Origin of the sequence: Bdellovibrio bacteriovorus (assembly GCF_041888015.1) — a bacterium.
Taxonomy (GTDB): domain Bacteria; phylum Bdellovibrionota; class Bdellovibrionia; order Bdellovibrionales; family Bdellovibrionaceae; genus Bdellovibrio.
Map to the genome: position 1 here is coordinate 867,086 of NZ_CP168968.1, position 21,790 is coordinate 888,875.

The following is a 21,790-nucleotide window of genomic DNA, read 5'->3' on the forward strand; positions in this document are numbered from 1 at the left end:
TTAGTATCGAGCGATTTTGATTATTGCGTAAGGTGACACATTCGGGATAAACTGTTGCGCATATGGAACAATTCGATCTCAATCAGATACGGACATTCGTAAAACTCGTGCAAGCAGGCAGCTTTACCAAGGCCGCCGAAGTCCTGAAACAGCCGAAATCTCGCGTCAGCCGCAGGCTGTCGGCGTTGGAAAAAGACCTGGGGGTTCAGTTGATTTACCGAACCACGCGTCAGTTTCAGCTTACTGAAATGGGCCGGGTTTATTATGAACGGGCCCGAGGATTGATCGAAGGCTTGGAAACATTGAGTGGTGAAGTCAGTGAATCCACCACTGAAATTTCCGGCGTCATCAAGGTCACGGCTTCGGATGATATGGGCGTTAAGCAGCTGCCTTTGATTTTGGACGAGTTCACCCGGCAGTATCCGCGTGTGCGTTTCGATCTTTATCTGACACAAGCCTATGTGGACCTGGTGAAGGAATCTGTCGATGTGGGGATTCGTATCGGGAATTTGAAAGACAGTTCATTGAAGGCCCGCAAGATCGGAACAGTTCGCAGTGTTCTGGTGGCCTCTCCTGGTTTCTTAGAGCGCTATCGTGTGTCTGATGATCTGGAAAAACTCAGTGCGGCTCCTTTTCTGGCGATGACTCAAAATCCCAAGTTGGAGGTCGTACGTGCCACAGACGGCAAACGACTGAGTTTAAAAACCAACCCGGTCTTGAGTGCGAACAACCCGGCCATGCTTTTGAAAATGGCGGTTCTGGGGAAGGGCTATGCCTATATTCCTGAGTTCCTCTGCAAAGAAGAACTGCGTGATGGGCGTCTGGTCCACATTCATAAAAACCTGCGCAGTGATGAAGTGCCAGTCAGTCTGGTATCGCCTGACACCAAAGAGACTTCCCAGAAGGTGAAGCGCTTTATGGACTTTGCATTTAAGCGACTTAAAGAAGAGTACTTCGGCTAGTTTCGAGCGAAACAGAGGTGGGGCCGGTGACGGTTCTTGCTTCGTGTGCAGGGATTAAACAGAGGGGTGTCTTTCAGGTCTCAATACGAGGACTTTGAGTGACTTTGGCGTGGTCAGGAAATTGCTTTAAAGGGCTCATGTCTAAGTAAAGGAGTTTCTATGAAGAAGTCATTGATGGTTCTGGCGTTTGGTTTGTTGGGTTCTCAACTGGCCATGGCAGAGTCAATTATCTGTAAGACTGAAGATCAAAAGGTCACAATTGAACTTGGAACCATCAAAGGAGATATCGTTGGGGCTCTTATCACGGGCACGGACAGCGAGAATGCTGATATCATGGTGGTCGAGACGGAAAAAGCGGAGTCGTCCTTGAAGGTGACGATGCTTGATCTGACCAACGCTAAGGGGTTAGAGCTCAATGTTGCAGGCAAGGATCAGAAGCTTGTCGGGACATTGACGGATATGGGAGCTCCTGGAAACGCTTCCACGGATTACGCTGTTACTTGTGAAGTGAAATAGGGCTGGCGCTTAGGAAAGCCAGCTTAAGATCATTTTATAAAGGCCCACGTACTCAAAACGCAGCAGCATCCAAATACTGCTGCACCACAAAGTCGCCAGCAGCCCCATCAACACCAGTTGGGGCAGGTTCGCCAGGCTGACATTGCTGCGCGGGCGATTCAGAAGGTCGTCAATCTGACCACGCTCCTGACTTTCTTTAAAACGGCGAGCCAAGCCCTGCGCCAGCACAATTCGCTGTTGCATTTCCAATTTGTAGAAATGAACTCCCACCAGCATTTGAGAATCAGAGATATTTTCCAGGCGAGTCACAATACCATAGCAGGCCATCTGCCGTGAGCCCGGGGGCGTGAATTGAATTTTAACGACTTCTCCCAGCAGGGGGCAGAGATCATCCGGAGCGGTAAATGCCAATCCGGTTAAGGAGACATTTTTGATCTCGGTGCCTTCTTCCCAGGGAATTTGTTTGGGCCCGGCGACGCGCACCAGACTTTCATCCTCAGTATTGAGAATGTAGCGAGGTGATCGGCCATGGTAGCGGGCAAGACTTGTCATGTGAATCTTATCGGACCAAAAGCGGCTTCTCTGAAGTCGAAGCCGTGTCTTGAAATGAGATTCTGAGTCGCTAAAAGTGCCGCCAGCCTTTGAAGTCGGTGATTTCTTCCTGTCCTTGTGCGAAGGTCAGAAAAACACCGGGTTTGTCAGTAAACTGTCCGACCATATGCCATCCTGAAAAGTGGTCATAATCATCCGGAGAAACTGCCAGCAAAAGTTCATAATCTTCACCACCCCAAAGGGCAAAATCAGATACTGGCATTCCCAGCTGGAATGCCAGTTGTTGGCTTTCCTCGTGGACCGGAAGATTTTCAGCAAACAGATGAAAGCCACCTTCAGCCGGGGCTAATTGCAAGGCATCGTTAATCAATCCATCACTGCAATCCATCAGTGCATGCACGCGAGAGTGGTGTGTTTGCAGGCCCTTGACTAAATCCAAGCGAGGCCGCGGACGCAGATGTTTTTCCTTGGCCGCTTCAAAGCCGGGAAGATTTTTTTGTAAAGCGGTTAGGCCGGTGAAGGAAAGCCCCAGTGGTCCACTGGACAAGAGCAAATCCCCGGGACGGGCCCCTTTGCGAGTGAGTGGATTTTCGCAGGAACCATGCACACTGACGTCGACAACAAGTTTGTCAGAAGCTGCTGCAAGATCTCCGCCGACAACTTCTGTTTTCCAGTCGTCCGCCAGTTGAGTCATGCCTTTGTAGAAATCGTCAAGCCAAGATTCGTTTATGTTTTGAGGCAGGGCTAATGACACCTGGGCATAATGTGGTTGGGCTCCCATGGCCGCGATGTCGCTGAGGTTGACGGCCAAAGCTTTAAAGCCCAGATCAAAGGCGCTGGTGTATTTCAAGTCAAAGTGAATGCCTTCGACCATCATGTCCTGACAGATCACGGAATAGCCGGGATAGTTCTTAAAAACAAAGGCATCATCGCCCAGCGGGACGATGTTGTGATTGTTTTGACGCTGGACCCGAAAACGGATCTTTTCAATCATGGACCATTCTTTGGGAGTGTTTTGCATGTCGTTGTCCTTGGGAAGACATTGCTTAAGATGTCACTTTATTGTGAAATAGAAGATTCAGGAGTCAAGGAGGATTCTTTGAACACACCGAAGGCGACATCGCAGAAAAGAACATCTAAGAAAAAATCAACACGGAAGCCGAAGGTTGTCGAACATCCTCTGTCATCTGAAAGTCTTTTTTCCAGCCGCGAGATCGGCTGGCTGAATTTTAACAGACGCGTTCTTGCCGAAGCGGAAGATGCACGCAATCCGCTGTTGGAGCGAGTGAAGTTCTTAAGTATCTCGGGGTCCAATCTGGATGAGTTCTTTATGAAGCGGGTCGGGGGGCTGAAGCGTCATGTGGCGTATGGAGTTTCCCCGAAGTCCTCTGATGGCAAAACTCCGATGCATCAGTTGCAGGAAATCCGACAATTCGTGATCCCGATGATTCAGGATCAGGCTCAGGTCTTTAACAAAGTTCTGAAGTCGGCCCTTGAAAAAGAGAATATCTTTTTGCTGGGCTGGAAAGACCTGAACGAAAAAGAAAAAGAAAGCGTTAAGAAGTACTATAACAAAAATGTCTTCCCGGTTTTGACACCCTTGTCGGTAGACCCGGGGCATCCGTTTCCGTTTATTTCAAATCTGTCGATTTCTTTGGGTGTGACATTGAAACATCCCAATGTGGATGAACGACTTTTTGCGCGCGTGAAGATTCCCAAAGTTCTGCCACAGTGGGTGCGCACGGATCCCGAAGGTGGATCACATCGTTTCATCAGCTTGCTGGATGTGATCAAGGAAAATCTGGCGGATCTGTTCCCGTCCATGCAGGTTCTGGGGGTGATGCCGTTTCGTCTGACCCGAAACGCCGATTCAGACCAGGATCAGGAAGATGCGGAAGACTTGCTCGAGGCGATCGAGGAAGAACTGCGCCAGCGTCGTTTTGCCGAGGTCGTGCGTTTAGAGCACGGGCCGAACCCTGATCCTTGGATGCTGAAGTTTCTGATGGAAGAACTGGAACTTATTGAAGAGGATATTTACGAAACGCCAGGTCTGCTGGATTTCACAGATCTTTCTTCCATTTCTGACGTGAACTTACCAAAGCTGAAGTTTGAGCCTTACAATCCGGTGGTTTTGCCGGCCTTTGCTGAAGACGGTGCGGGAATGTTTAACGCCATCAAAATGGCGGACCAGTTGGTGCACCACCCTTATGAAAGCTTCGCGGGTTCAGTGGAAAAATTCATCCGCGTGGCCAGCGAAGACCCGAAGGTTTTGGCGATCAAAATGACACTGTATCGCACAGGCGACAACAGCCCGTTTATCAGGGCCTTGATTCGTGCGGCAGGACAGGGAAAACAAGTGGTGTGCCTGGTGGAGCTGAAGGCGCGCTTTGATGAAGAACGAAATATCTATTGGGCGACTGAACTGGAAAATGCCGGGGTCCACGTGGTCTATGGGGTTGTGGGTTTGAAAACTCATGCCAAGACGGCGCTGGTTGTGAGGCAGGAACAGGAAGGTCTTCGTTGTTACTGTCATATCGGAACTGGTAATTATAACGTGGCCACATCACGTTTCTATACGGACTTGGGGTTGCTGACAGCTCGCGAGGAAATCACCGGGGATGTCGTGGAGTTCTTCCATTACCTGACCGGGCGGTCTTTGAAGAGCAACTATCAGAATCTTTTGATTGCCCCAGTGAATATGTTCTCAAAGTTCAAAGCCATGATCGAGCGAGAAGCCGAGCATGCCAAAGCGGGACGTCCGGCCCAGATTGTTGCCAAGTTTAATAACTTTGAAGAAAACGACATCGCCGTGGCTTTATATGCGGCTTCGCAAAAAGGTGTGGATATCGACATGATCGTGCGCGGATTCTGTTGTCTGCGCCCCGGGGTGCCGGGCATGAGTGAGCGCATTCGCGTGACTTCCATCATCGGTCGCTTCCTGGAGCATTCCCGTATTTTCTATTTCCGCAACGGGGAAAAAGATCCGGTCGATGGTGAGTTCTTCCTGGGTTCTGCAGATTGGATGTACCGCAATCTGCATGCGCGGGTGGAGGCCATTGTGCCGATCCTGGACCGCACTTTGAAGGAAAAGTGCTGGGAGATTCTGAATCTGTGTGTAAAAGAGCAGCGCCAGTCCTGGGAGATGAAGTCTGATGGGACTTATGTGCGTCAGAACTCCACGGATGTGGGAATTCATCAAACTCTGATGCAAATTGCGAAAGCTCGGGTTACATTTGTAGAGGAAAGTTCCAACACATCCTCAGATTAAGGTCGGAGTTAAGGCAGTGGAGTTGATCATCATCCGGCATGCAGTCGCCGAAGAAAAGGAAGAGTTTGCGAAAAAGGGGCAGGAGGACTATCTGCGCCCTTTGACCCTGAAGGGGCGTAAACGTATGCAGAAAGTCTGTGTGAATCTTCGCGACTATATCAAGGAATTTGACCTGATCGTTTCAAGTCCGTTGACCCGGGCTCGTCAGACCGCGGAAATCGTTTCCCAGATTTACTATGAAACAAAAGTGGTGGAGGCTCCGGAGTTGGTGCCCCACAGTCCCCCGCAGGCTTTTTTGAAGTGGCTGCGGGTTCAGGGGAAGAATCACAAGCGCATCGCTGTTGTGGGGCATGAACCTCACTTAAGCGCTTTCGCCAGCTACATGCTGTCGCTGAGGTCAGAGAGTTTTATTGATCTGAAAAAAAGCGGCATCATTGGGCTGGAGCTGGAGTCTTTCGCCACTGCGGAAGCGGGACGGGCCCAGTTGTTATTCGCGATCCCGCCGAAATTTCTGGCGGATTAACTTTAAAGCATCGACCAGATCAGGCCGTCACGCAATCCTACGGACGGGATCAGGATTTTTTGCGTTTCTGCCTGTCGCATGATGGTTTCCACCAGCATCGCGGCGGGCACGATCACGTCGGCGCGATCGGGGCGCAGATTCAGTTTTTCAATACGTTCTTTGACCTTGAGGGTGCGCAGTCGTGCGATGATTTCAGAAAGCTCCGGCAGGGTGAGGAACGTGTGTGGGGATTTTTTTAGAAGTTGCACTTTCAGTTGGCCCAGGCATTCCAGGTTGCCACCGGTGCCGATGGCAAAATCCACCGGGTCCAAATCACAGTTTTTGTAGATATGTTCACCCAAGGCGGCGATGAATTCACCCATGATGATATTCAGATGGTTTTCCGTCAGATTTCTTTTGGCCAGATTTTCCAGGACGCGGACGGTTCCCATCGGGAAGGATTTGGTGGCGAGCATTGTGCCGCCCTGGGAAAAGGTGACTTCGACGCTGCCGCCGCCGACATCGATCAGCATGGTTTTGCGGTTGTCCAGATCCAGCTCGCGACGGACGGCCAAGTGGATCAATCGGCCTTCTTCTGTGCCGTCGATCACCTCGATTTTAATTCCGGAAGTTTTGTAAATGAGGTCGATGAACTCTTTCTGATTTTTGGCTTCACGACAGGCCGAGGTGGCAACAGCACGACATTGCTGAACGCCGAGTTCCTGATTGGTCAGGGCATAGCGATGAAAGGTGGCTTTGGCAATTTCCAAAGAAGCCGGGGTGATGATCCCTTGAGTGAAAACGTCGTGCCCCAGCCGAACTGCCGCCCGGAATTTTTTTACGATATGCAGTTGCGGGGTTTGGGGATGGACATCGGCAACCATCATCCGGATGGCATTGGAACCGATATCAATAGCGGATACTCGACGTGACACGATAAACTTCCCTTTCCTTGGCAACAGTATATAAAGATGGCAGCATGAGAGCATGAAAAAAATCGTTCTTGGCTCTTTATTTTCCATTTTTGCCTGCTCACAGGCCATGGCTCTTTCTGAGATTGAGATTTCCGGTGAGCTTGATGTGACGGCATCAGTGTGGACTTTGCCTACCGGAGAGCGCGGTAATTCGGCCTTTAGTGTTCCGTCCATGTTTATGGATATCAATGTGCCCCTCAAGGATGACAATCTGCTGGTGCTGTCTTTTGAAGGGTCCGAGGAAAAAGAAGCCAGCCCCAATCGTTTTGATGTGGGACTTCGTGAGGCCTATTTGGATGTGGTCAGTGTTTTTAGCGGCATGAAGGCCTTGCGCTTGGGTTTGATACCTCAAACCTGGCAGGAGGCTCAATATCAGTCCGGCAACTATCGTTTCCTGGGGCGGACCGCTTGGGCGATCACAGAAAAATGGAAGTATCTTTCCTATTCGGATCTGGGTGTTTCGTTTATGTCTGAAATACCCAATGACTATGGTGAATGGGCGGTGAGTCTGTCTAACGGGGAAGGGGCTGAAGAAAAGGAAAAGGGTCCGCATAAAGAGGCCGCCTTGTTTGTTCGCTTCTTCCGTTGGTCCCCGTGGTCTGTCAGTCTAAATTATGTGCGTGGAAACTATGAGGTCTATGGTGGAAGCGTTGGGTTGAAAGAGCGTATTCAGGCCCTGGTCAGTTACGAGGAAAAAGACCGTTGGATGGTGGCGTTGGAGCTTCTGGATACCAAGGATCCTGCGGACGCCATTCGCGACTTTAAAATGGCGGAAGGTGTGGATGTGACGGCCTTAAGTGGTGAGTCAGTTCATGGGCAGGGTGGCAGCCTTTACGCCGTGGTGCATACAGGCCCGAAAGCGGAGGTTATGCTTCGCTATGATTATTTAAACGCGGCTGTCGGGGAAACTGGAAAAAACTTGCAAACAGGCATTTTGGCCCTGGGGTACCAGGTGACCGAGGATATTAAGGCGGCGGTTGCGGTGGACCACACTCGTTATGCCGAGGAGTTCGCCCCCGGGGTGCGGGACCGTTCCAGAGTCGAATTTGCGGCCCAGGTCCTCTTTTAAAGTGTGTTAAGTTTCTGTTAGAATCCATAGAGATGCCGTGTTAAGCGGTGTCTTTATTTCTCAAATCATTATAAATCAAGCCAAGCGCTAAAGGTGGATGCCATGGAAAGAGCGATAGACATTCAACTAGAAGACCTCAAGAAAATGATTCTTTTGATGGGTGGTCATGTTGAAAAGTCGCTGTCGTTGGTGACGGCTGCATTGCTGTCCCGGGATCTGGAAATGTTCGACGGCGTGCATGCGATCGAAAGACAAATCAACGAGGATCATATCCGGGTTGATAATGCGTGCATGCATTTGCTGGCAAAACAGGGGCCGGTGGCCAAAGACCTTCGCCTGATTATTTCTGTTTTGAAGATCAACAATGATCTGGAGCGTATGGGCGATCAGGCCGTGAATATCTCTTATTCCGGCAAGGATTATCTGGGGCGCAAGCCAATCCAGGCCCAACTGAGCGATATTCAGAAAATGTCTGAAATCGCAGGTCGTATGGTGAAGGAGTCTTTGGATTGTTTTGTTCGTGGTGACGTCGAACAGTCCAAAAAGATTCTGCTGATGGACGATGAAATCGATGCATTGAAAAACAAAGTATTCAATGAATCGATGGCGCACATGAAGGCCCACTCGGACGATGTGGAAGCCGGCATGGATTTGATTTTGATTGCAAGAAATTTGGAACGTCTCGGGGATCATGCGACGAATATCGCCGAAGATGTGATCTTTGCCTTCACTGGCAAAGACGTTCGACATGGGGGAAAGTTTGGCTGACAACTCAGTGCAAGTGTTAGTGGTGGAAGATGAGCAAGAGATCCGGGAGCTGATGGCTCTGCACCTTTTGCGACAAGGTTACCGAGTGACCGAATGTGCTTCCGCCGAAGAGGCCTTGCATGAGATGAATCGCCAGAGCTTTTCCCTGTTTGTTCTTGATTGGATGCTGCCCGGCCTGAGCGGCGTTGAAATTGTGGATAGAATTAAATCCAAGAATCCCGGTGCTTCGGTTTTGATGGTGACAGCCAAAACCGAACCGCAGGACATCGTGTCCGGCCTTGAAAAAGGTGCCGACGACTATATGACCAAGCCCTTTAATCCTTCAGTCTTTATCGCTCGGGTGAAAGCCCTTTTGCGCCGGTCCCAGGTGCAGGCGGCTCCGGCGACGGAAGAAGGCGAAGTTTCGTTGCTGGGTCTGAAAATCAATTTTAAATCCTACGAAATTTCCTATAACAGTGAGCCGCTGCATTTGACCCCTTCAGAATTCAAGCTTTTGGGCGCTTTGGTGCAGAATCAGGGCTGTGTTCTGACCCGTGAACAACTGATTGAAAATATTCAGGGCGAGGGAATCAATGTCGTTGGACGCACTATTGATACCCATGTTTTTGGATTACGCAAGAAGTTAGGGGAGTGGGGCGACCGCATTGAGACTATCCGTGGCGTAGGATATAGGGTTAAAGTAGATATCGCATGAAGCGATTTATCCGTTTTCCTTGGCGAGTTTACTGGCGCTATTTTTCCTGGCAGGTCGTAGCTTTTAACGTCCTGTTTTTGGCCGTTATTTCTGTCATTGATGTTCGCTATGGTGTACGCCCGTTTGTTTACAATGAAGCTCTTTTGAATTTCTTTGTTTTCAGTATTTTAGTTTCTGCTTTGACCTCTTACCGTTTCGCCAAGCCGATTCATCGGGTGATTTTGAAGGCCTTGCGTATTTCCAGCAAACGTACGTTCGGGGATTTGGTGGACGGTCAGGACGATGACCTGCTGGATGATGAAACTGCTGACATTTCCGAATTGGAAGTGGCATTGGATCACATTCACCGCAAAATGAAGCGTCGTAAGGCGCGCTATCTTCAGTCTCAGGAAGAATCCCAGGCCTTTATGAGTGCGGTGGCGGAAGGTCTGGTCAGCGTCAGTCTGGATGAAAAGATTCTTTATTTTAACTCGCAGTTTGCGGCTCAGTTCCTGTCTTCCAATCTTATGGATGGACAGGTTTTGCGGCTGAAGGATGCCATTCGTTCTTCCGATGTCTTGGAAGGTTTTACCAAGACGATCCAGGTTGGCAAGGTTCAGCGTTTTACCGTAAAGCTGCCGACCTTGATTGATAATCAGCCCCGCTATTTTGCGGTGTCCGTGAATCCGATTCGCAACGAAAAAACGCGTGAAATTTATGGTGTTGTGGGGATCTTCCACGACATCACGGATATGAAGCGGGCCGAGCAGATCCGCATGGACTTTGTCGGCAATGCCTCTCATGAACTGCGCACGCCTTTGACATCTATCAAGGGTTATGTGGATACGCTGAAAGAGGACGTAAAAACCGGACAGATTCAGCAGGCCGGGAAGTTCCTGGACATCGTTTCCCGCAATATTGACCGGTTAATGGATCTTGTGAATGATATGTTGAGTATCAACTCTTTGGAAGCTTCCAATTCCGAGCTGAAACTGGAAATGATTCATCCGCTTTCGATTTCTGAGCATGTGGTGTCTGAACTGGCTGTGATGGCAGCGGAAAAGAATATTTCCATTCATGTGAACGGGGATGTGCCACCGTTCATGGCTGACGCCCGTAAGGTTGAACAGGTTTTGCGCAATTTGGTCTCTAATGCTGTTAAGTACATTCCGGCGGGAAAGACCATTCGTATTCGCTGGGAACGGGATATCAAGGAATACATCATTCTGCGTGTGATTGACGATGGTCAGGGCATTCCAGAGCAGCATTTGGACCGTCTGTTTGAGCGTTTCTATCGCATTGACCGTGGTCGCACCCGGGACTCTGGGGGGACTGGGCTGGGGCTGGCTATTGTGAAGCATATTATGCAAAGTCACGGTGGAACAGTCGCAGTAAAGAGTATTATCGACCAGGGGTCTGAATTTATTTGCTCTTTCCCAATCCGAAAGTAAAATTCGGGGGATGAACGCCGATCATCCCTTTTATCGTCATTTTGAAAAAGTCTATGGTTCCCGCTGGTCCGCACTTTTTGCGGCCCTGCAAACACGCGAGCAGCAAGTGGCTCGGGTCAACTCGTGGAGTCCTTCCGACCTGAAGACCAAATCCTGGGCGGCCTTTCCTGAAAAAACCGAACTTCCGGGTTGTCATTGGCTGACTCCGGGGCATGGCTGCCAGCCAGAACGTAATACGGACGAACTTTTGGATATCTACATCATGGACCCTGCCAGTGTGATGGTTGCGAAAGCTTTGGATGTGCAGCCAGGGGATCGTCTTCTGGATATGTGTGCGGCCCCGGGCGGGAAAAGTCTGGTATTGATAGAGTCCTTCGGTGAAGAAGGGGAGATCTTCTGCAATGATCTTTCCCCGGAACGTCGTGAACGCCTGAAAAAAGTCATTCAGCAGTATGTGCCTCGTGAAGTGAGAAATCGTGTCTGGGTGACAGGTAAAGATGGTGTGCAGTTTGGTTTGAAAGAACCCTCCAGTTTCGACCGGGTGTTGTTGGATGCCCCATGTTCTGGTGAAAGACATATTCTGGAAAATCAAGCCGCACAGGACGAGTGGAGTCCGCGTCGTACGGAGCATCTTGCGGCCAGACAGTATTCTTTGTTGGCGGCTGCTTTCTTGGCCGTGAAGCCAGGCGGGCGCATTGTGTATTCGACCTGCTCTATCAGCCCGGCAGAAAATGACGATGTTGTTCGCAAGCTGCTGAAAAAGAAGAAGGCCGCGGTGAAGCTCTTGGAAGCTCCATTGGGTGTTGGGGGCGAGCGCACAGAAATGGGCGTTGCCTATATGCCGGATCAATGTGGATTTGGTCCTTTGTATTTTGCCGTGATTGAAAAGGTCGAAGAATAGCCATCGACCTTCTGATAAGAAGCAGATAACAGAATTGAAATTATCACTGACGGGAAAAGATCCCTACACTAGTGCCTCCAACAAAAATAAAAGGAGTCATGGATGAGATCTTTTTTTGTGCTCTTCTTGGTATTTATTTGTTCTCAGTCGCACGCTGAAGTGTCGTGCGGTTCTTGCGGAGGCAGCAATCCCATTGAAAAACTGTGTGGCCAGCTTCGCAAGGACCTGAAATACACAGCGGCTTTGCCGGAAAAGCAAACAACAGCGGAAGTGGAGTTGTGTCTGGATTTGGCTTCAGGAGGAGTGGCCTGCGGAGTTTCTTCTGACACCTTGCTTTTGGCGTCTTTAAATTCCATGAAGGTTTTGGGAGTGGAGGAAGTGTGCTTTAAGTTTGACACTTCCGTCAGTCCACGCCGAATTTTATCGGCGCAAAGTCGTTTGTATTAGTTGTCGTCTTTTTGACGGAATTTGTGGCGACGATATTCTTCCAAAGTCAGGAAGCCGTAGGTTTTCTTGCGATAGATTTCAACGGCTTCCGCTTCAATGTCGGTCAGGACGTCGTCCATGAACTCCAAAGGAATGGTACCCGTCTTCATCAGTTGCAGGGTGTAGATGTGAACCACGCGGCGGATAAAGTCGTGGCTTTTTTCACGCAGGTTGGCAGTTTCTTGAAGTTGGGTCTCGACGATCTTAATTAGCATGTCTGTATTCATACCCTAGAAATATCGGTTTTCCTTTTACGAACCTGAGCATCAGCGATGGAAATTTGGCCCAAAGAATGAGAGACTCGATGGGATGAAAGCCCTGACACAGCAAGAACTGCAGCATTTTGTCTCTTATTTCGCTCCAATTTTGGACGGTGCCCAACTGCAGGAAGTGCAGGCCAACGACCGAGGTCTGGCCCTGGGTTTTCATCTGCGTGGCAGTATGTTCTGGCTGATACTGGACCTTGTGCCAAATGCCCCGATGATGTTGTGCTTTGAAAATAAATGTCCCTTTAAGAAGGCTCCCAAGGGCAAGCCAGTCAGTCTGTTTTTGAATTCTCATGGACGGAACTTGTTCTTTGCAGGGATGTCTGTGCGGGAAGAGTATGGCCGCGTAGTGGTGCTGAATCTGAAGAATTCCTCGGCGGATTGTGAACTGGAGATTCGCCTGATCCCTAAACAGAGCAACCTGCTTGTGAAAGCACAGGGGAAGCAGATTTCCTGGGATCGTCCTTTGGATCTGACGGCGGCTCCGCATGTGGAAAATCCTCCTCAGCCCAGGGACTTGGTGGCCATTCATGAAGAATGGCTGGCAGACCAGGGCTCTGGTTCCAAAAAAACAATTCTGGACCCGGCAGAGCAGTGGGAGCGTCAGAAGCAGAAGGATCTTGAGAAAAAACGCCGGGCTCTTGCTGAAATTCAAAAGCAAATCGAAAGCGACCGCGAACAGCTGTGGTATGAGGCCGGGCAGTATTTGAAGACGCATGGCACTTTGGATGTGCCTGACAGCTTGAAGTCTTGCGTTGATGCCAAGCAGAGCCTGAGCTGGAATATTGAAAACTGTTTTGCCAAGGCCAAGCAGTTGGTCGGTAAGAAGGAAGGCGCGCGTGAGCGTCTGGACGAGCTGGTTCTGGAAATTCAGAAGCTGGAGGACAGCCGCTATTCTGAAAAACAGAAGAAGCCTGCTTTGGTGGATCTGATGAAAAAGGCCGAAGCCCGTGGACGCAAGTTGCACTTGGATTCTGGTGCCTTGGCTTACTGCGGAAAGTCCGCTGCCGACAATCTGGCGCTGCTTCGTCAGGCCAAAGCATGGGATTACTGGCTGCATCTGCGCGATTACCCGGGCGCGCACGCCATCATCCACAGGCAACGTGATCAGGAAATCACTCCAGCGGAAATTCAAGAGGTCTCTGCCTGGGTGGCCCGGGAATCTTTGTCTTCAAAATCCCTGATGGTCGGTCAAAAAGTGGCCGTGGTTATCGTGGAATGCCGCTTTGTTCGTCCGATCAAGGGCGATAAGCTGGGACGCGTGACTTATCATTCAGAACGCACTCTAAACTTCGCCTTATCCTAAGGCTACGTCGCATCGCTTCTGCAAAAGTAAGCAGGTACCTTTTGGATTGACTGGTGACAAGCTGGGTCTAAAATTTTCATTTAGACTACAGAGGAGATTGCACCATGATTCAAGTCAAAGATCTCACGAAGGATTATGGTCCAAGAAGGGCCATTGATAAACTGAACTTCTCAATTTCCAAGGGTGACGTTGTGGGCTTCCTCGGCCCCAATGGCGCTGGCAAATCCACGACAATGAAAATTATCACAGGCTTCATGGCGCCCAGTCATGGCAGTGCCTCGGTTGCTGGATTTGACGTTTTTGAAAATCCCTTGGAAGTAAAAAAACGCATCGGCTATCTGCCCGAGATTCCACCGGTCTATGCTGACATGTTTGTGCAGGATTATCTGCGTTATGTGGCGGCCTTGAAGCAAGTTCCAAAAGAAAAGATTGAAAGCGCCGTTAAGAATGCCATTGAGAAAACCAACCTGGGCGATGTGCAAAAACGTTTGATCCATCATCTGTCCAAAGGTTTCAAACAGCGTGTGGGCATTGCTCAGGCCATTGTGTCTGATCCGGAAGTTCTGATTCTGGACGAGCCCACGGTGGGTCTTGATCCCAAACAAGTGGCCGAGATCCGCGAGTTGATCAAAGCTTTGAAGGGACAGCACACCATCATTCTTTCCACGCATATTCTTCCGGAAGTGGAAGCGACCTGTGAAAAGGTGATCATCATCAACAAGGGCCGCATTGTTGCAGAAGACAGTATTCATAACCTGTCGAAAATGGAGCAAGGGCAGATTCGTCTGCACGTGCGTTTGCGCAAGGGTGTGGAAGACATGCAAAGTGTTTTGTCCAATATGGGGTCTGTCATCAGGGTTCACTCTGGAGCCTCTGCAAAGGAATGGGACATTGATATCAAGGGTAGCGAAGAGGCGGTGGAAGATGTGTCCTCCCTTCTGGTTGGGAAAGGCTATGGTCTTTTGGAGCTGACTCCGGCCAAGCGCGATCTTGAGGATGTGTTCTTGAAACTGACTTATGGACAACAGGAAAAAGGAGGCCCGGCATGAGCGGCACTCTCGTAATTTTCAAAAAAGAGCTCAAAGGTTTCTATTTTAATTCCACCTTCTGGATGATCTGTTTTTTGGTCAGTCTGGTGTTTAGCTGGGTTTATCCGATTCAGCTGAATCTGTTCTCGCAGCTTCTGATGAACTATGTGATGCAGCAGGGGGTTCCGCAGAATCAGCTCAACATTCACTATGGGGTGTTCCTGCGCCAGCTTTCCTACTTAAATCTGCTTTTGATCTTCGTGGTGCCAGCATTGACCATGAAACTTTTTGCCGAAGAGAAAAAACTTCGCACTTTTGATCTGCTTTTGACTTCGCCAGTGACGTCCTTCCAGATCGTGATGGGCAAGTACCTGGCGGCCTTGGGGGCTGTGGGCGGCATCGTGCTTTTGGCGCTGCTGTATCCGGTGGCAACTTCTACGTTGGCAACTGTGAACTGGGGGCCGCTGCTTATTGCTTTCCTGGGGATCTTCCTGGTCGGGGGCGTTTATGCGGCGATGAACCTGTTTGCCTCGTCACTGACTGAAAACAGCATCGTGGCTTATGTGGCCTCTGTGATCTTTAACGTTTCCATCTGGTTTATTGGAATTGGAACCGAAGTGGTGGATGGGGAGCGTGCCCGTAAAATCTTCGAGCATGTTTCCCTGAGCAGTCATCTGTCTGGTTTGGTGGAAGGCACGGTTCGCACCAACGGTCTGATTTTCTTCCTGAGTATTATTGTGTTGTTCTGCTTCCTGGCAGAGCGTGTTGTTGAATCCTCACGTTGGAGATAGTGATGAGCAAATTAGGTAAGATTTCATTTTTGTTTGCTGGTATCTCATTGGTGGCGATGACAATCACTCGCTATCTTTTGGGCGAATGGGTTCCTTTCTGCTGGCTGTCCTTGGGGATGGCGGTGTTGTTTCTGATCGTGGGCCTGATGAAGGATCGCAGCTTCTTTAAGGAGTTCTTCACCATGAAGACCACCAAAGAAGGCATGAGCATGGGGGTTTTGATCCTTCTGACTTTGGTGCTTTTGATTGTGGTGAACTATATCGGGGTTCGTCACACCAAGACCTGGGATTTCTCTTTGGCGCAGTCTAACACTTTGTCCGAGCAGTCGGTGAAGCTTGTAAAGTCTTTGGACTCGGACCTGAAGGTGTATTTCTTCTATAAGAAGGGCGTTGAAGGCAACGAAGAAAACCGTCGTTTGTTCCGTGAGCTGATTAAAAAGTATCAGGACCAGAGCGCAAAGATTCAGTTGGATTTTGTCGAGGTGAACGAACGCCCGGATCTTTCACAGGAATTCGGTGTTGATAAAGGCAGTGGCGTGGTGTTCCTGGATTACAAGGGGCGCCGCAACCGAATCGAAAAAATTGATGAGCAGGACTTCACCAGTGCGTTAGTGAAGGTCACACGTGAAAAGAGCAAAACGATCTACTTCACGGTCGGGCACGGAGAAAAAAATATCAACGATAACAAGGAAGGCCTGGGGTTGGGGTCGTTGAAATCCCTGCTTGAAAACAATCGTTATCTGGTCAAAGAACTGCCGTTGATTCAGAATCCGAAAATCCCCGCAGATGCGGATGTAATCGTGATCGCGGGGCCGGTTCAGGGTTTCCAGGGCTTTGAAATTGAAGCCTTGGAAAATTATCTGAAGTCCGGTGGCAGTCTGTTCCTGGCTATTGAATCCCAGAACTCTGCCGGTCTTGAGAAGCTGACTTCCAAGATGGGCTTGCAGTTGGGGAACAACTACATCCTGAATCAGGTGGAAACAGTGATGGGCCGTGGGATTAATCAAGGTCCGACATTGGGTGTGATTTTCTCGATGAACAATAAAATCACCAAACCTTTCGGGCGCAGTGAAGCGACCTTGTTCCGTTATCCGCAGTCTTTGAAGAAAGTGGATATCGTAAAAGGCATTGTCGTGGATGAACTGGTTTCGACGGCGCCAAACGCAATGGCATTCCCTTCGATGCAGGTCAAAGGGGAAGGTCCGGAAGATACTTATGCTTTGGTCGATGAAGTCAGCGGTAAGTGGGGCGGGGATGAAGGTGCCAAGGATTTTGCGGCGATTGTTGCCGGAGATGTGGACTTCCTGACCAATCAGATGCTTTATCAGAATCTGAATCGTGACCTTGTGCTGAACTCGATCGCGGCTCTGGCCAAGGAAGAGAATCTGATCAGCATCACGCCTAAAGAGCCTATGGCGACACAAATGCTTATGACAGAAACCAAGTTCGGTGTTTTCTTGTTTGCTTTCATCATTCCACTGCCTATCCTTTTGCTGGGGACCAGCATTGGCCTGTGGCTTAGAAGGAGAAATGCGTAATGAAACTTAAAGGGCGTACAATACTTGTCATTTGTCTTCTGATTTTTGGCGGTTATGCAGTTTATGATTTCTTCAACGAAAAAAAGGTCGAAGAAAAGCGCGCGATGGATGCCCGTCTGATGACAGTGGAATTTGATCAGGTCGATCAAATTGAACTGGAAAAAGGAACACAGAAAATTGTCCTGAAGCGCACTGTAGATGGTTGGTCGATGACAGAACCCTTGCGGGATGCGGCGGATAACACGGCCGCAGATGATTTTGTCAAAGGTGCTTTCCCAGAGCGTGTCATCGAAGTTGCCAAAGAGGGCGAGGGCATTGAATGGGCCCTTTATGGTTTGGATAAGCCCCTGGGGAAAGTCACTTTCAAAAGTACAGCGGGAACTCAGGATGTTTTTGAAATTTCCGAAAAGCGTAATTTCGAGGACAACACTTTTGCCCGTCGTAATGGTGAAAACCGGGTTCTGCTGGTCAACTCTGTCTGGCAGAGTCGTGTGAATAAGACCGTGATGGATTTCCGTGAGCGTCGGTTCCTGCGCCATAAAATTGCCAGCGTGGATGAAATTAGCATCAAGAATGACAAAGGCCGTTTGATGATCCGTCGTGAAGATGGCAAGTGGCTGGCTCCGGAAAAGAAGGATCTGAAGCTGGATCAAAACAAAGTGCGTGAGCTTTTGACTCAGATCGCGGACGCCAAAGCTTCTGAAATTGTGGACGGCAAGCTTCCGTCGCTGAAGTCCCTTTTCACCATGGAACTGGTGATGAAGGATAAAAAGTGGAAGGCCGAAGTGGGGCAGGCCAAGGATCTGGTTATTTACGCCAAGGTTTCCGAGCCCGCACAGCAGTTGAAGATGGAAGCCGGGGCTTTGGACCGTTTTATCAAAATTGTTCTGGCGGACTTGCGTGAAGAGGAAGCTCCGAAACAGCAGGCTATGACGGCCGAGCAGAAAGAAAAGTAATGCAGAAGATTGTTGTTAAATCTCCCACTCGTGTGGATTTGGCAGGGGGCACATTGGATTTGTGGCCCCTTTATTTGTTTATCAATGGCGCTTCTACGGTCAACGTGGCTATTGATATTTATACAGTGGCAGAGCTGACCCCCCACGATGACGCAACGATTGTGCTTGAGTCCGCGGATCTGAAGCTGCGCAAGGCTTATAGTAATTTGGTGGATGCTCTTTCTGATCCCGATCCGAAAATGGTTTTGTTGCAAACTCAATTGCGCTATTGGAAGCCCGAGCGTGGCTTTAACCTGAAGACCTCCTCACAAAGTCCGGTCGGTGGCGGCCTTGGGGGAAGTTCCAGCTTGACGATCAGTTTGATGAAGGCATTTGCCCAGTTCTGCGGTAAACCTTTCCGTGATATTCATCATATGGTGCAGGTGGCCCATAATATTGAAGCTGAAATTCTGAATACTCCAACGGGAACACAGGATTACTATCCGGCGGCCTCTGGAGGGCTGAACGTTCTTCATTATGGGTATGATGGGATCCAGCAGAATGTTTTGCCAGTGTCGCACACGCCTTTGGCAGATAAGTTTATGCTCGTTTATACGGGAAAGGCTCATCATTCTGGTTTGAATAACTTTGAGGTGATGAAGGATTCAGTCATTAAGGATCCCCGTACCATTCAGGCCTTACGCGATCTGAAAAGCATTGCGATCGAAACAGAGCATGCAGTCCGGGCCGGAAACTGGAAAGAGCTGGGGCCTTTGTTCAAACGTGAGTTCGAGGCCCGTGTTCGGTTGGCCCCGGAATTTTCAAGTCCTGAGATCTACAAGCTTGCTGAAGTCTCTTTGCAGAATGGGGCTGAGGCTGTTAAAATTTGTGGAGCTGGGGGCGGCGGATGTGTCTTGGTCTGGTGTCCTCCTGATAAACGTGAGGGAGTCGCCAACGCATGCCAAAAAGCCGGCTTCCAGGTGATGGACGCAAAACCCGTCGATCCGTTGTAAAGGACCTGGCGAAAAAGAGAACGACGAAGAAAAAGACCGCAGCTCCGAAAAAAGCTGCGGCCGAGTCGTCGTCTCATGCTGGAGAAGTGCATCGTTTTATCGGCCTGTCTTTGGGCGGCGGCAAATCCGACAAAGCCTGTGTGGCAGTCCTGGAATACTATCCCAAACATAAAAAAATCTTTCTTTCCCGTCTGGTTGAAAAAATCAAAAGTGATGAAGTCCATTCGGCGGACTTTAAAATTCAGGAAGTCATTCAGCAGTATCACAACGAAGTGGATATAGTGGCCTTTGATGTGCCCTTCCACTTTCCGGTGTGTTTAGAGTCCAAAGACTGCTGTGCCAGTATCGAGACCTGCAAAAAGGCGCACGTGCAATGGATGTGGGAATACACCCGCAAATTGCATAAGAAAAAGAAACCGCGCAAGCTGTTCACGCCCTACACACAAAGATGTATCGAGATGTATCTGTCTTCCGAACTGGAAGAACCCTTTATTTTGCAACATGCGATGGGAGCCAACAGTGCTCCGCTGCTGGCGCGGGCGATGTTCCTACGTCGCCATCTGAAGACGAAATGCATTGAGGTTTTCCCCAAGCTTTCTGTCTGGCGTATTGGGCGTTCACTCAATGTGATGAAAAGCCATCTGCGTTTTCATAAGCATGCCATTGGTGGCGATGAAAGCCGTCGCCAGATTCTGAATGCCCTCAGTGCTCACAATGTGGCCTTCGTTTATGATCAGGATGTGAAGTTGATGATTGAAAACAATCATGCCTTTGAGGCTTTCGTGTGCGCACTGACGGCATTTCTTAGCTACAAAGGCAGCACCGAGCCTCGTCCAGAAGGTTTTCCACCTTCAGAAGATTGGATCGAGTTTCCCAAGATCAATGTGCGCTGGGACGGCTTCTAGATATTCAGACTTTAGTCCAGCTCTTAGTGTCCATATGCGGACAGGTCCTTGTGCCTTAGGACAACAAAACTATTTGCCGTTTGTGCAAATCGAGGCCACAATTTTTTTCAGGCAAATCCAATATACTTCGGAGGTTGAAATGAAGTTGGTTAAATTTGTAGTTGTAGCAATGTTGGTTTCTGGTGTGGCACACGCTCAAAAGAAAAAAGGTCTTTTGGAAGAAGTGTCTGGTCAAGGTTATGGTTCTGCAGGTTGCGGTTTGGGTTCCCTGGTTATGGGTTCTAACGGCAATCAAATTCTTGCAGCGACTACAAACGGTACTTCTGGTAACCAAACTTTCGGTATCTCTACTGGTACTTTGAATTGCCAACAAGATGGTATCTTCAAATCTGGTAAAGAAGTTCCTGCATTCATCGAAGTGAACAAAGTAGCTTTGGCTAACGATGCTGCTCGTGGTCAAGGTGAGACTTTGGCTGGTCTTGCTAACTTGATGGGTTGTGATTCCAAAGTTATGGGCACAACTTTGAAAAAGAACTACAACAAGATCTTTGTTGAAACAAACATGCAACCTGCTTCTATCGAAGCAAACATCAACGCAGTTGTTTCTCAAAACAATGTTTGTGGTGCTTAATATCTAGATCTCAATATTTGAGGATCTATCGAAACGCAGTGGTTAGACCACTGCGTTTTTTTATTTTCGGTCGAACTGTTTTCATTAGATTTTCAAAAACCTAGCATTGATGAACTAATAAGGTCACTAAGTTGTATATTTTGGATGAAGACGCTATCCAGTGGCCATGAAAAGAATCGTGCACAAATTCATGCTATGGGCCCACCGCTGGTTGGGTATTGTTGTTGGTGTTCACTTTGTTCTTCTGGGGCTGACTGGCAGCTATCTGGTTTATACCGAAGAAATTGATGCTTTGATCAAACCTGATCTTAAAGTGGCTTCCGCCGCTCCGGTCGTTGCCGACCTTGATAAAATTGTTCAAAGTGCCCGTCAAGGGTTGGGTGTGGATTCCAACCCGATGCGCATGACTATCGCCTCTGAAGATTCGCACTACAATCATCGTGTCACGTTCAATGTTCCGCAGGGTGAACAAAAACGTCGTTTTGTGACGGCTTATGTGGATGCAGCGACCTTCGAGTTCAAAGGTTCGGAAGTGTTCAAGGAAACCTTGGGTGGGTTCTTCTTCGTCTTTCACCATGATCTGTTTTCTGGTGGTACGGGACGCACGATTGTTGCGGTGACAGGGGTCTTGAGTATGGTTCTGCTGTTGGGAGGACTGTACCTGTGGTGGCCTCGTCAGGGAAAAAGCTGGAAGCGCAGTCTTCGTTATAACAAACAAAGATCCTTCCTGGGGTTCAATCTGGAGCTGCATAAGTTTTTAGGTTTTTATTCTTTAATCTTGATGTGTATCGTGACGTTCTCAGGGATTTATCTGGCTCGTCCGGATTGGTTTTTCCCGCGCGGCCCCGGTGCGGGCGGTGGCCCTGGTGGAAGCGGTCCTGCAAACCAGCAGGCTTTGTCTTTCTCGGCAGTGCAGCCTGAGTTGTCGTCTTTGCTGGAAGAAGATCAGATTGCGCAGTTCCGAATTGAGCTTAAGGACAATAAACTGCTGGGCTTGGCTCGGGATGAGGAGCATGGCATCAGTGGTTGGGAATGGGATCTTGCCACAGGGGAGCTGTTAAACACAAAGCTGGTGAAGGATCGTGATTTTAAGAAAAAGTTTGGGGATTTGCAGCGCGCTTGGCACGTTGGCGATTTCTGGGGAGAACTGGGAAGATTCCTGGTGTTTGTTTCCGGTATCTTGCCCCTGGTGTTCTACTTCACGGGCACATATTACTGGTGGAAGAAGAAAAAGAAGGCTTGATAAAAGTGCATG

23 protein-coding genes are annotated in these 21,790 nt (G+C 49.3%); 19 read left to right on the forward strand and 4 right to left on the reverse strand.

Annotated elements, in window-relative coordinates; genetic code table 11:
* The first annotated feature begins 62 nt into the window (after positions 1-62).
* Both ACES2G_RS04305 and ACES2G_RS04310 read left to right on the forward strand, forming a co-directional pair.
* A complete protein-coding gene (locus ACES2G_RS04305) occupies positions 63-962 on the forward strand; it encodes a LysR family transcriptional regulator (RefSeq protein ID WP_347358168.1) in 900 nt (299 codons plus the stop codon).
* Positions 963-1,121: 159 nt separating this feature from the next.
* The gene (locus ACES2G_RS04310; protein ID WP_347358167.1) at positions 1,122-1,478 is read left to right on the forward strand and encodes a hypothetical protein; all 357 of its coding nucleotides are present in this window, start codon (positions 1,122-1,124) and stop codon (positions 1,476-1,478) included.
* 9 nt (positions 1,479-1,487) lie between these two features.
* Here the strand turns inward: ACES2G_RS04310 and ACES2G_RS04315 are convergent, their stop codons facing one another.
* Together ACES2G_RS04315 and thiL are read right to left on the reverse strand one after the other, a co-directional pair.
* Positions 1,488-2,030, reverse strand: coding sequence for a PilZ domain-containing protein (locus tag ACES2G_RS04315; RefSeq protein ID WP_347358166.1), 543 nt, complete (start codon positions 2,028-2,030; stop codon positions 1,488-1,490).
* A 70-nt stretch (positions 2,031-2,100) separates the two neighbouring features.
* Positions 2,101-3,051 (reverse strand): thiamine-phosphate kinase, encoded by a 951-nt coding sequence (gene thiL / locus ACES2G_RS04320; protein WP_347358165.1) that lies wholly within the window; start codon positions 3,049-3,051, stop codon positions 2,101-2,103.
* Between the two features lie 78 nt (positions 3,052-3,129).
* Between thiL and ppk1 the strand changes: the two genes are divergently transcribed.
* The gene (ppk1, locus tag ACES2G_RS04325; protein WP_347358164.1) at positions 3,130-5,298 is read left to right on the forward strand and encodes a polyphosphate kinase 1; all 2,169 of its coding nucleotides are present in this window, start codon (positions 3,130-3,132) and stop codon (positions 5,296-5,298) included.
* Positions 5,299-5,314: 16 nt separating this feature from the next.
* On the forward strand, positions 5,315-5,821 hold the full coding sequence (gene sixA / locus ACES2G_RS04330; RefSeq protein WP_347358163.1) for a phosphohistidine phosphatase SixA: 507 nt from the start codon (positions 5,315-5,317) through the stop codon (positions 5,819-5,821).
* A gap of 2 nt (positions 5,822-5,823) precedes the next feature.
* Here sixA and ACES2G_RS04335 read toward each other — a convergent pair whose 3' ends face one another.
* Positions 5,824-6,735, reverse strand: coding sequence for a hypothetical protein (locus ACES2G_RS04335; RefSeq protein WP_347358162.1), 912 nt, complete (start codon positions 6,733-6,735; stop codon positions 5,824-5,826).
* A gap of 52 nt (positions 6,736-6,787) precedes the next feature.
* Between ACES2G_RS04335 and ACES2G_RS04340 the strand changes: the two genes are divergently transcribed.
* The 6 genes from ACES2G_RS04340 to ACES2G_RS04365 all read left to right on the forward strand — a co-directional run bounded on the left by ACES2G_RS04340 (position 6,788) and on the right by ACES2G_RS04365 (position 12,083).
* On the forward strand, positions 6,788-7,843 hold the full coding sequence (locus tag ACES2G_RS04340; protein ID WP_374001409.1) for a hypothetical protein: 1,056 nt from the start codon (positions 6,788-6,790) through the stop codon (positions 7,841-7,843).
* Between the two features lie 102 nt (positions 7,844-7,945).
* Positions 7,946-8,611: a phosphate signaling complex protein PhoU gene (gene phoU, locus ACES2G_RS04345; protein ID WP_347358160.1), complete on the forward strand. Its 666-nt coding sequence runs from the start codon at positions 7,946-7,948 to the stop codon at positions 8,609-8,611.
* Positions 8,604-9,305, forward strand: coding sequence for a response regulator transcription factor (locus ACES2G_RS04350; protein ID WP_347358159.1), 702 nt, complete (start codon positions 8,604-8,606; stop codon positions 9,303-9,305). Before phoU ends, ACES2G_RS04350 begins: the two co-directional genes overlap by 8 nt.
* Positions 9,302-10,735, forward strand: coding sequence for an ATP-binding protein (locus tag ACES2G_RS04355; protein ID WP_347358158.1), 1,434 nt, complete (start codon positions 9,302-9,304; stop codon positions 10,733-10,735). The genes ACES2G_RS04350 and ACES2G_RS04355 overlap by 4 nt, the downstream gene beginning before the upstream one ends.
* 10 nt (positions 10,736-10,745) lie before the next feature.
* The gene (locus ACES2G_RS04360) at positions 10,746-11,636 is read left to right on the forward strand and encodes an RsmB/NOP family class I SAM-dependent RNA methyltransferase (protein ID WP_347358157.1); all 891 of its coding nucleotides are present in this window, start codon (positions 10,746-10,748) and stop codon (positions 11,634-11,636) included.
* 102 nt (positions 11,637-11,738) lie between these two features.
* Entirely contained in the window at positions 11,739-12,083 is a 345-nt protein-coding gene (locus tag ACES2G_RS04365; RefSeq protein ID WP_347358156.1) for a hypothetical protein, read from the forward strand.
* Here ACES2G_RS04365 and ACES2G_RS04370 read toward each other — a convergent pair.
* Positions 12,080-12,337, reverse strand: a complete 258-nt coding sequence (locus tag ACES2G_RS04370; protein WP_347358155.1) for a DNA-dependent DNA polymerase — start codon at positions 12,335-12,337, stop codon at positions 12,080-12,082. The two genes, ACES2G_RS04365 and ACES2G_RS04370, sit on opposite strands and share 4 nt — an antisense overlap.
* Before the next feature lie 94 nt (positions 12,338-12,431).
* Between ACES2G_RS04370 and ACES2G_RS04375 the strand changes: the two genes are divergently transcribed.
* From ACES2G_RS04375 to ACES2G_RS04415, 9 genes are all read left to right on the forward strand, one after another.
* Complete coding sequence (locus ACES2G_RS04375) at positions 12,432-13,694, forward strand: DUF814 domain-containing protein (protein WP_374001410.1); 1,263 nt, start codon at positions 12,432-12,434, stop codon at positions 13,692-13,694.
* A 104-nt stretch (positions 13,695-13,798) separates the two neighbouring features.
* Positions 13,799-14,743: an ATP-binding cassette domain-containing protein gene (locus ACES2G_RS04380; protein WP_347358153.1), complete on the forward strand. Its 945-nt coding sequence runs from the start codon at positions 13,799-13,801 to the stop codon at positions 14,741-14,743.
* Positions 14,740-15,513, forward strand: a complete 774-nt coding sequence (locus ACES2G_RS04385) for an ABC transporter permease (RefSeq protein WP_347358152.1) — start codon at positions 14,740-14,742, stop codon at positions 15,511-15,513. The genes ACES2G_RS04380 and ACES2G_RS04385 overlap by 4 nt, the downstream gene beginning before the upstream one ends.
* A 2-nt stretch (positions 15,514-15,515) precedes the next feature.
* Positions 15,516-17,051: a GldG family protein gene (locus ACES2G_RS04390; RefSeq protein ID WP_374001411.1), complete on the forward strand. Its 1,536-nt coding sequence runs from the start codon at positions 15,516-15,518 to the stop codon at positions 17,049-17,051.
* A complete protein-coding gene (locus ACES2G_RS04395) occupies positions 17,051-18,007 on the forward strand; it encodes a DUF4340 domain-containing protein (RefSeq protein ID WP_374001412.1) in 957 nt (318 codons plus the stop codon). Before ACES2G_RS04390 ends, ACES2G_RS04395 begins: the two co-directional genes overlap by 1 nt.
* The gene (locus ACES2G_RS04400) at positions 18,007-18,999 is read left to right on the forward strand and encodes a galactokinase (RefSeq protein ID WP_374001413.1); all 993 of its coding nucleotides are present in this window, start codon (positions 18,007-18,009) and stop codon (positions 18,997-18,999) included. The genes ACES2G_RS04395 and ACES2G_RS04400 overlap by 1 nt, the downstream gene beginning before the upstream one ends.
* Positions 18,945-19,904, forward strand: coding sequence for a DUF429 domain-containing protein (locus tag ACES2G_RS04405; protein ID WP_374001414.1), 960 nt, complete (start codon positions 18,945-18,947; stop codon positions 19,902-19,904). The genes ACES2G_RS04400 and ACES2G_RS04405 overlap by 55 nt, the downstream gene beginning before the upstream one ends.
* Before the next feature lie 139 nt (positions 19,905-20,043).
* Positions 20,044-20,535, forward strand: a complete 492-nt coding sequence (locus ACES2G_RS04410; protein ID WP_374001415.1) for a DUF3015 family protein — start codon at positions 20,044-20,046, stop codon at positions 20,533-20,535.
* A gap of 166 nt (positions 20,536-20,701) precedes the next feature.
* Positions 20,702-21,778: a PepSY-associated TM helix domain-containing protein gene (locus ACES2G_RS04415; protein WP_374001416.1), complete on the forward strand. Its 1,077-nt coding sequence runs from the start codon at positions 20,702-20,704 to the stop codon at positions 21,776-21,778.
* Positions 21,779-21,790 lie beyond the last annotated feature (12 nt).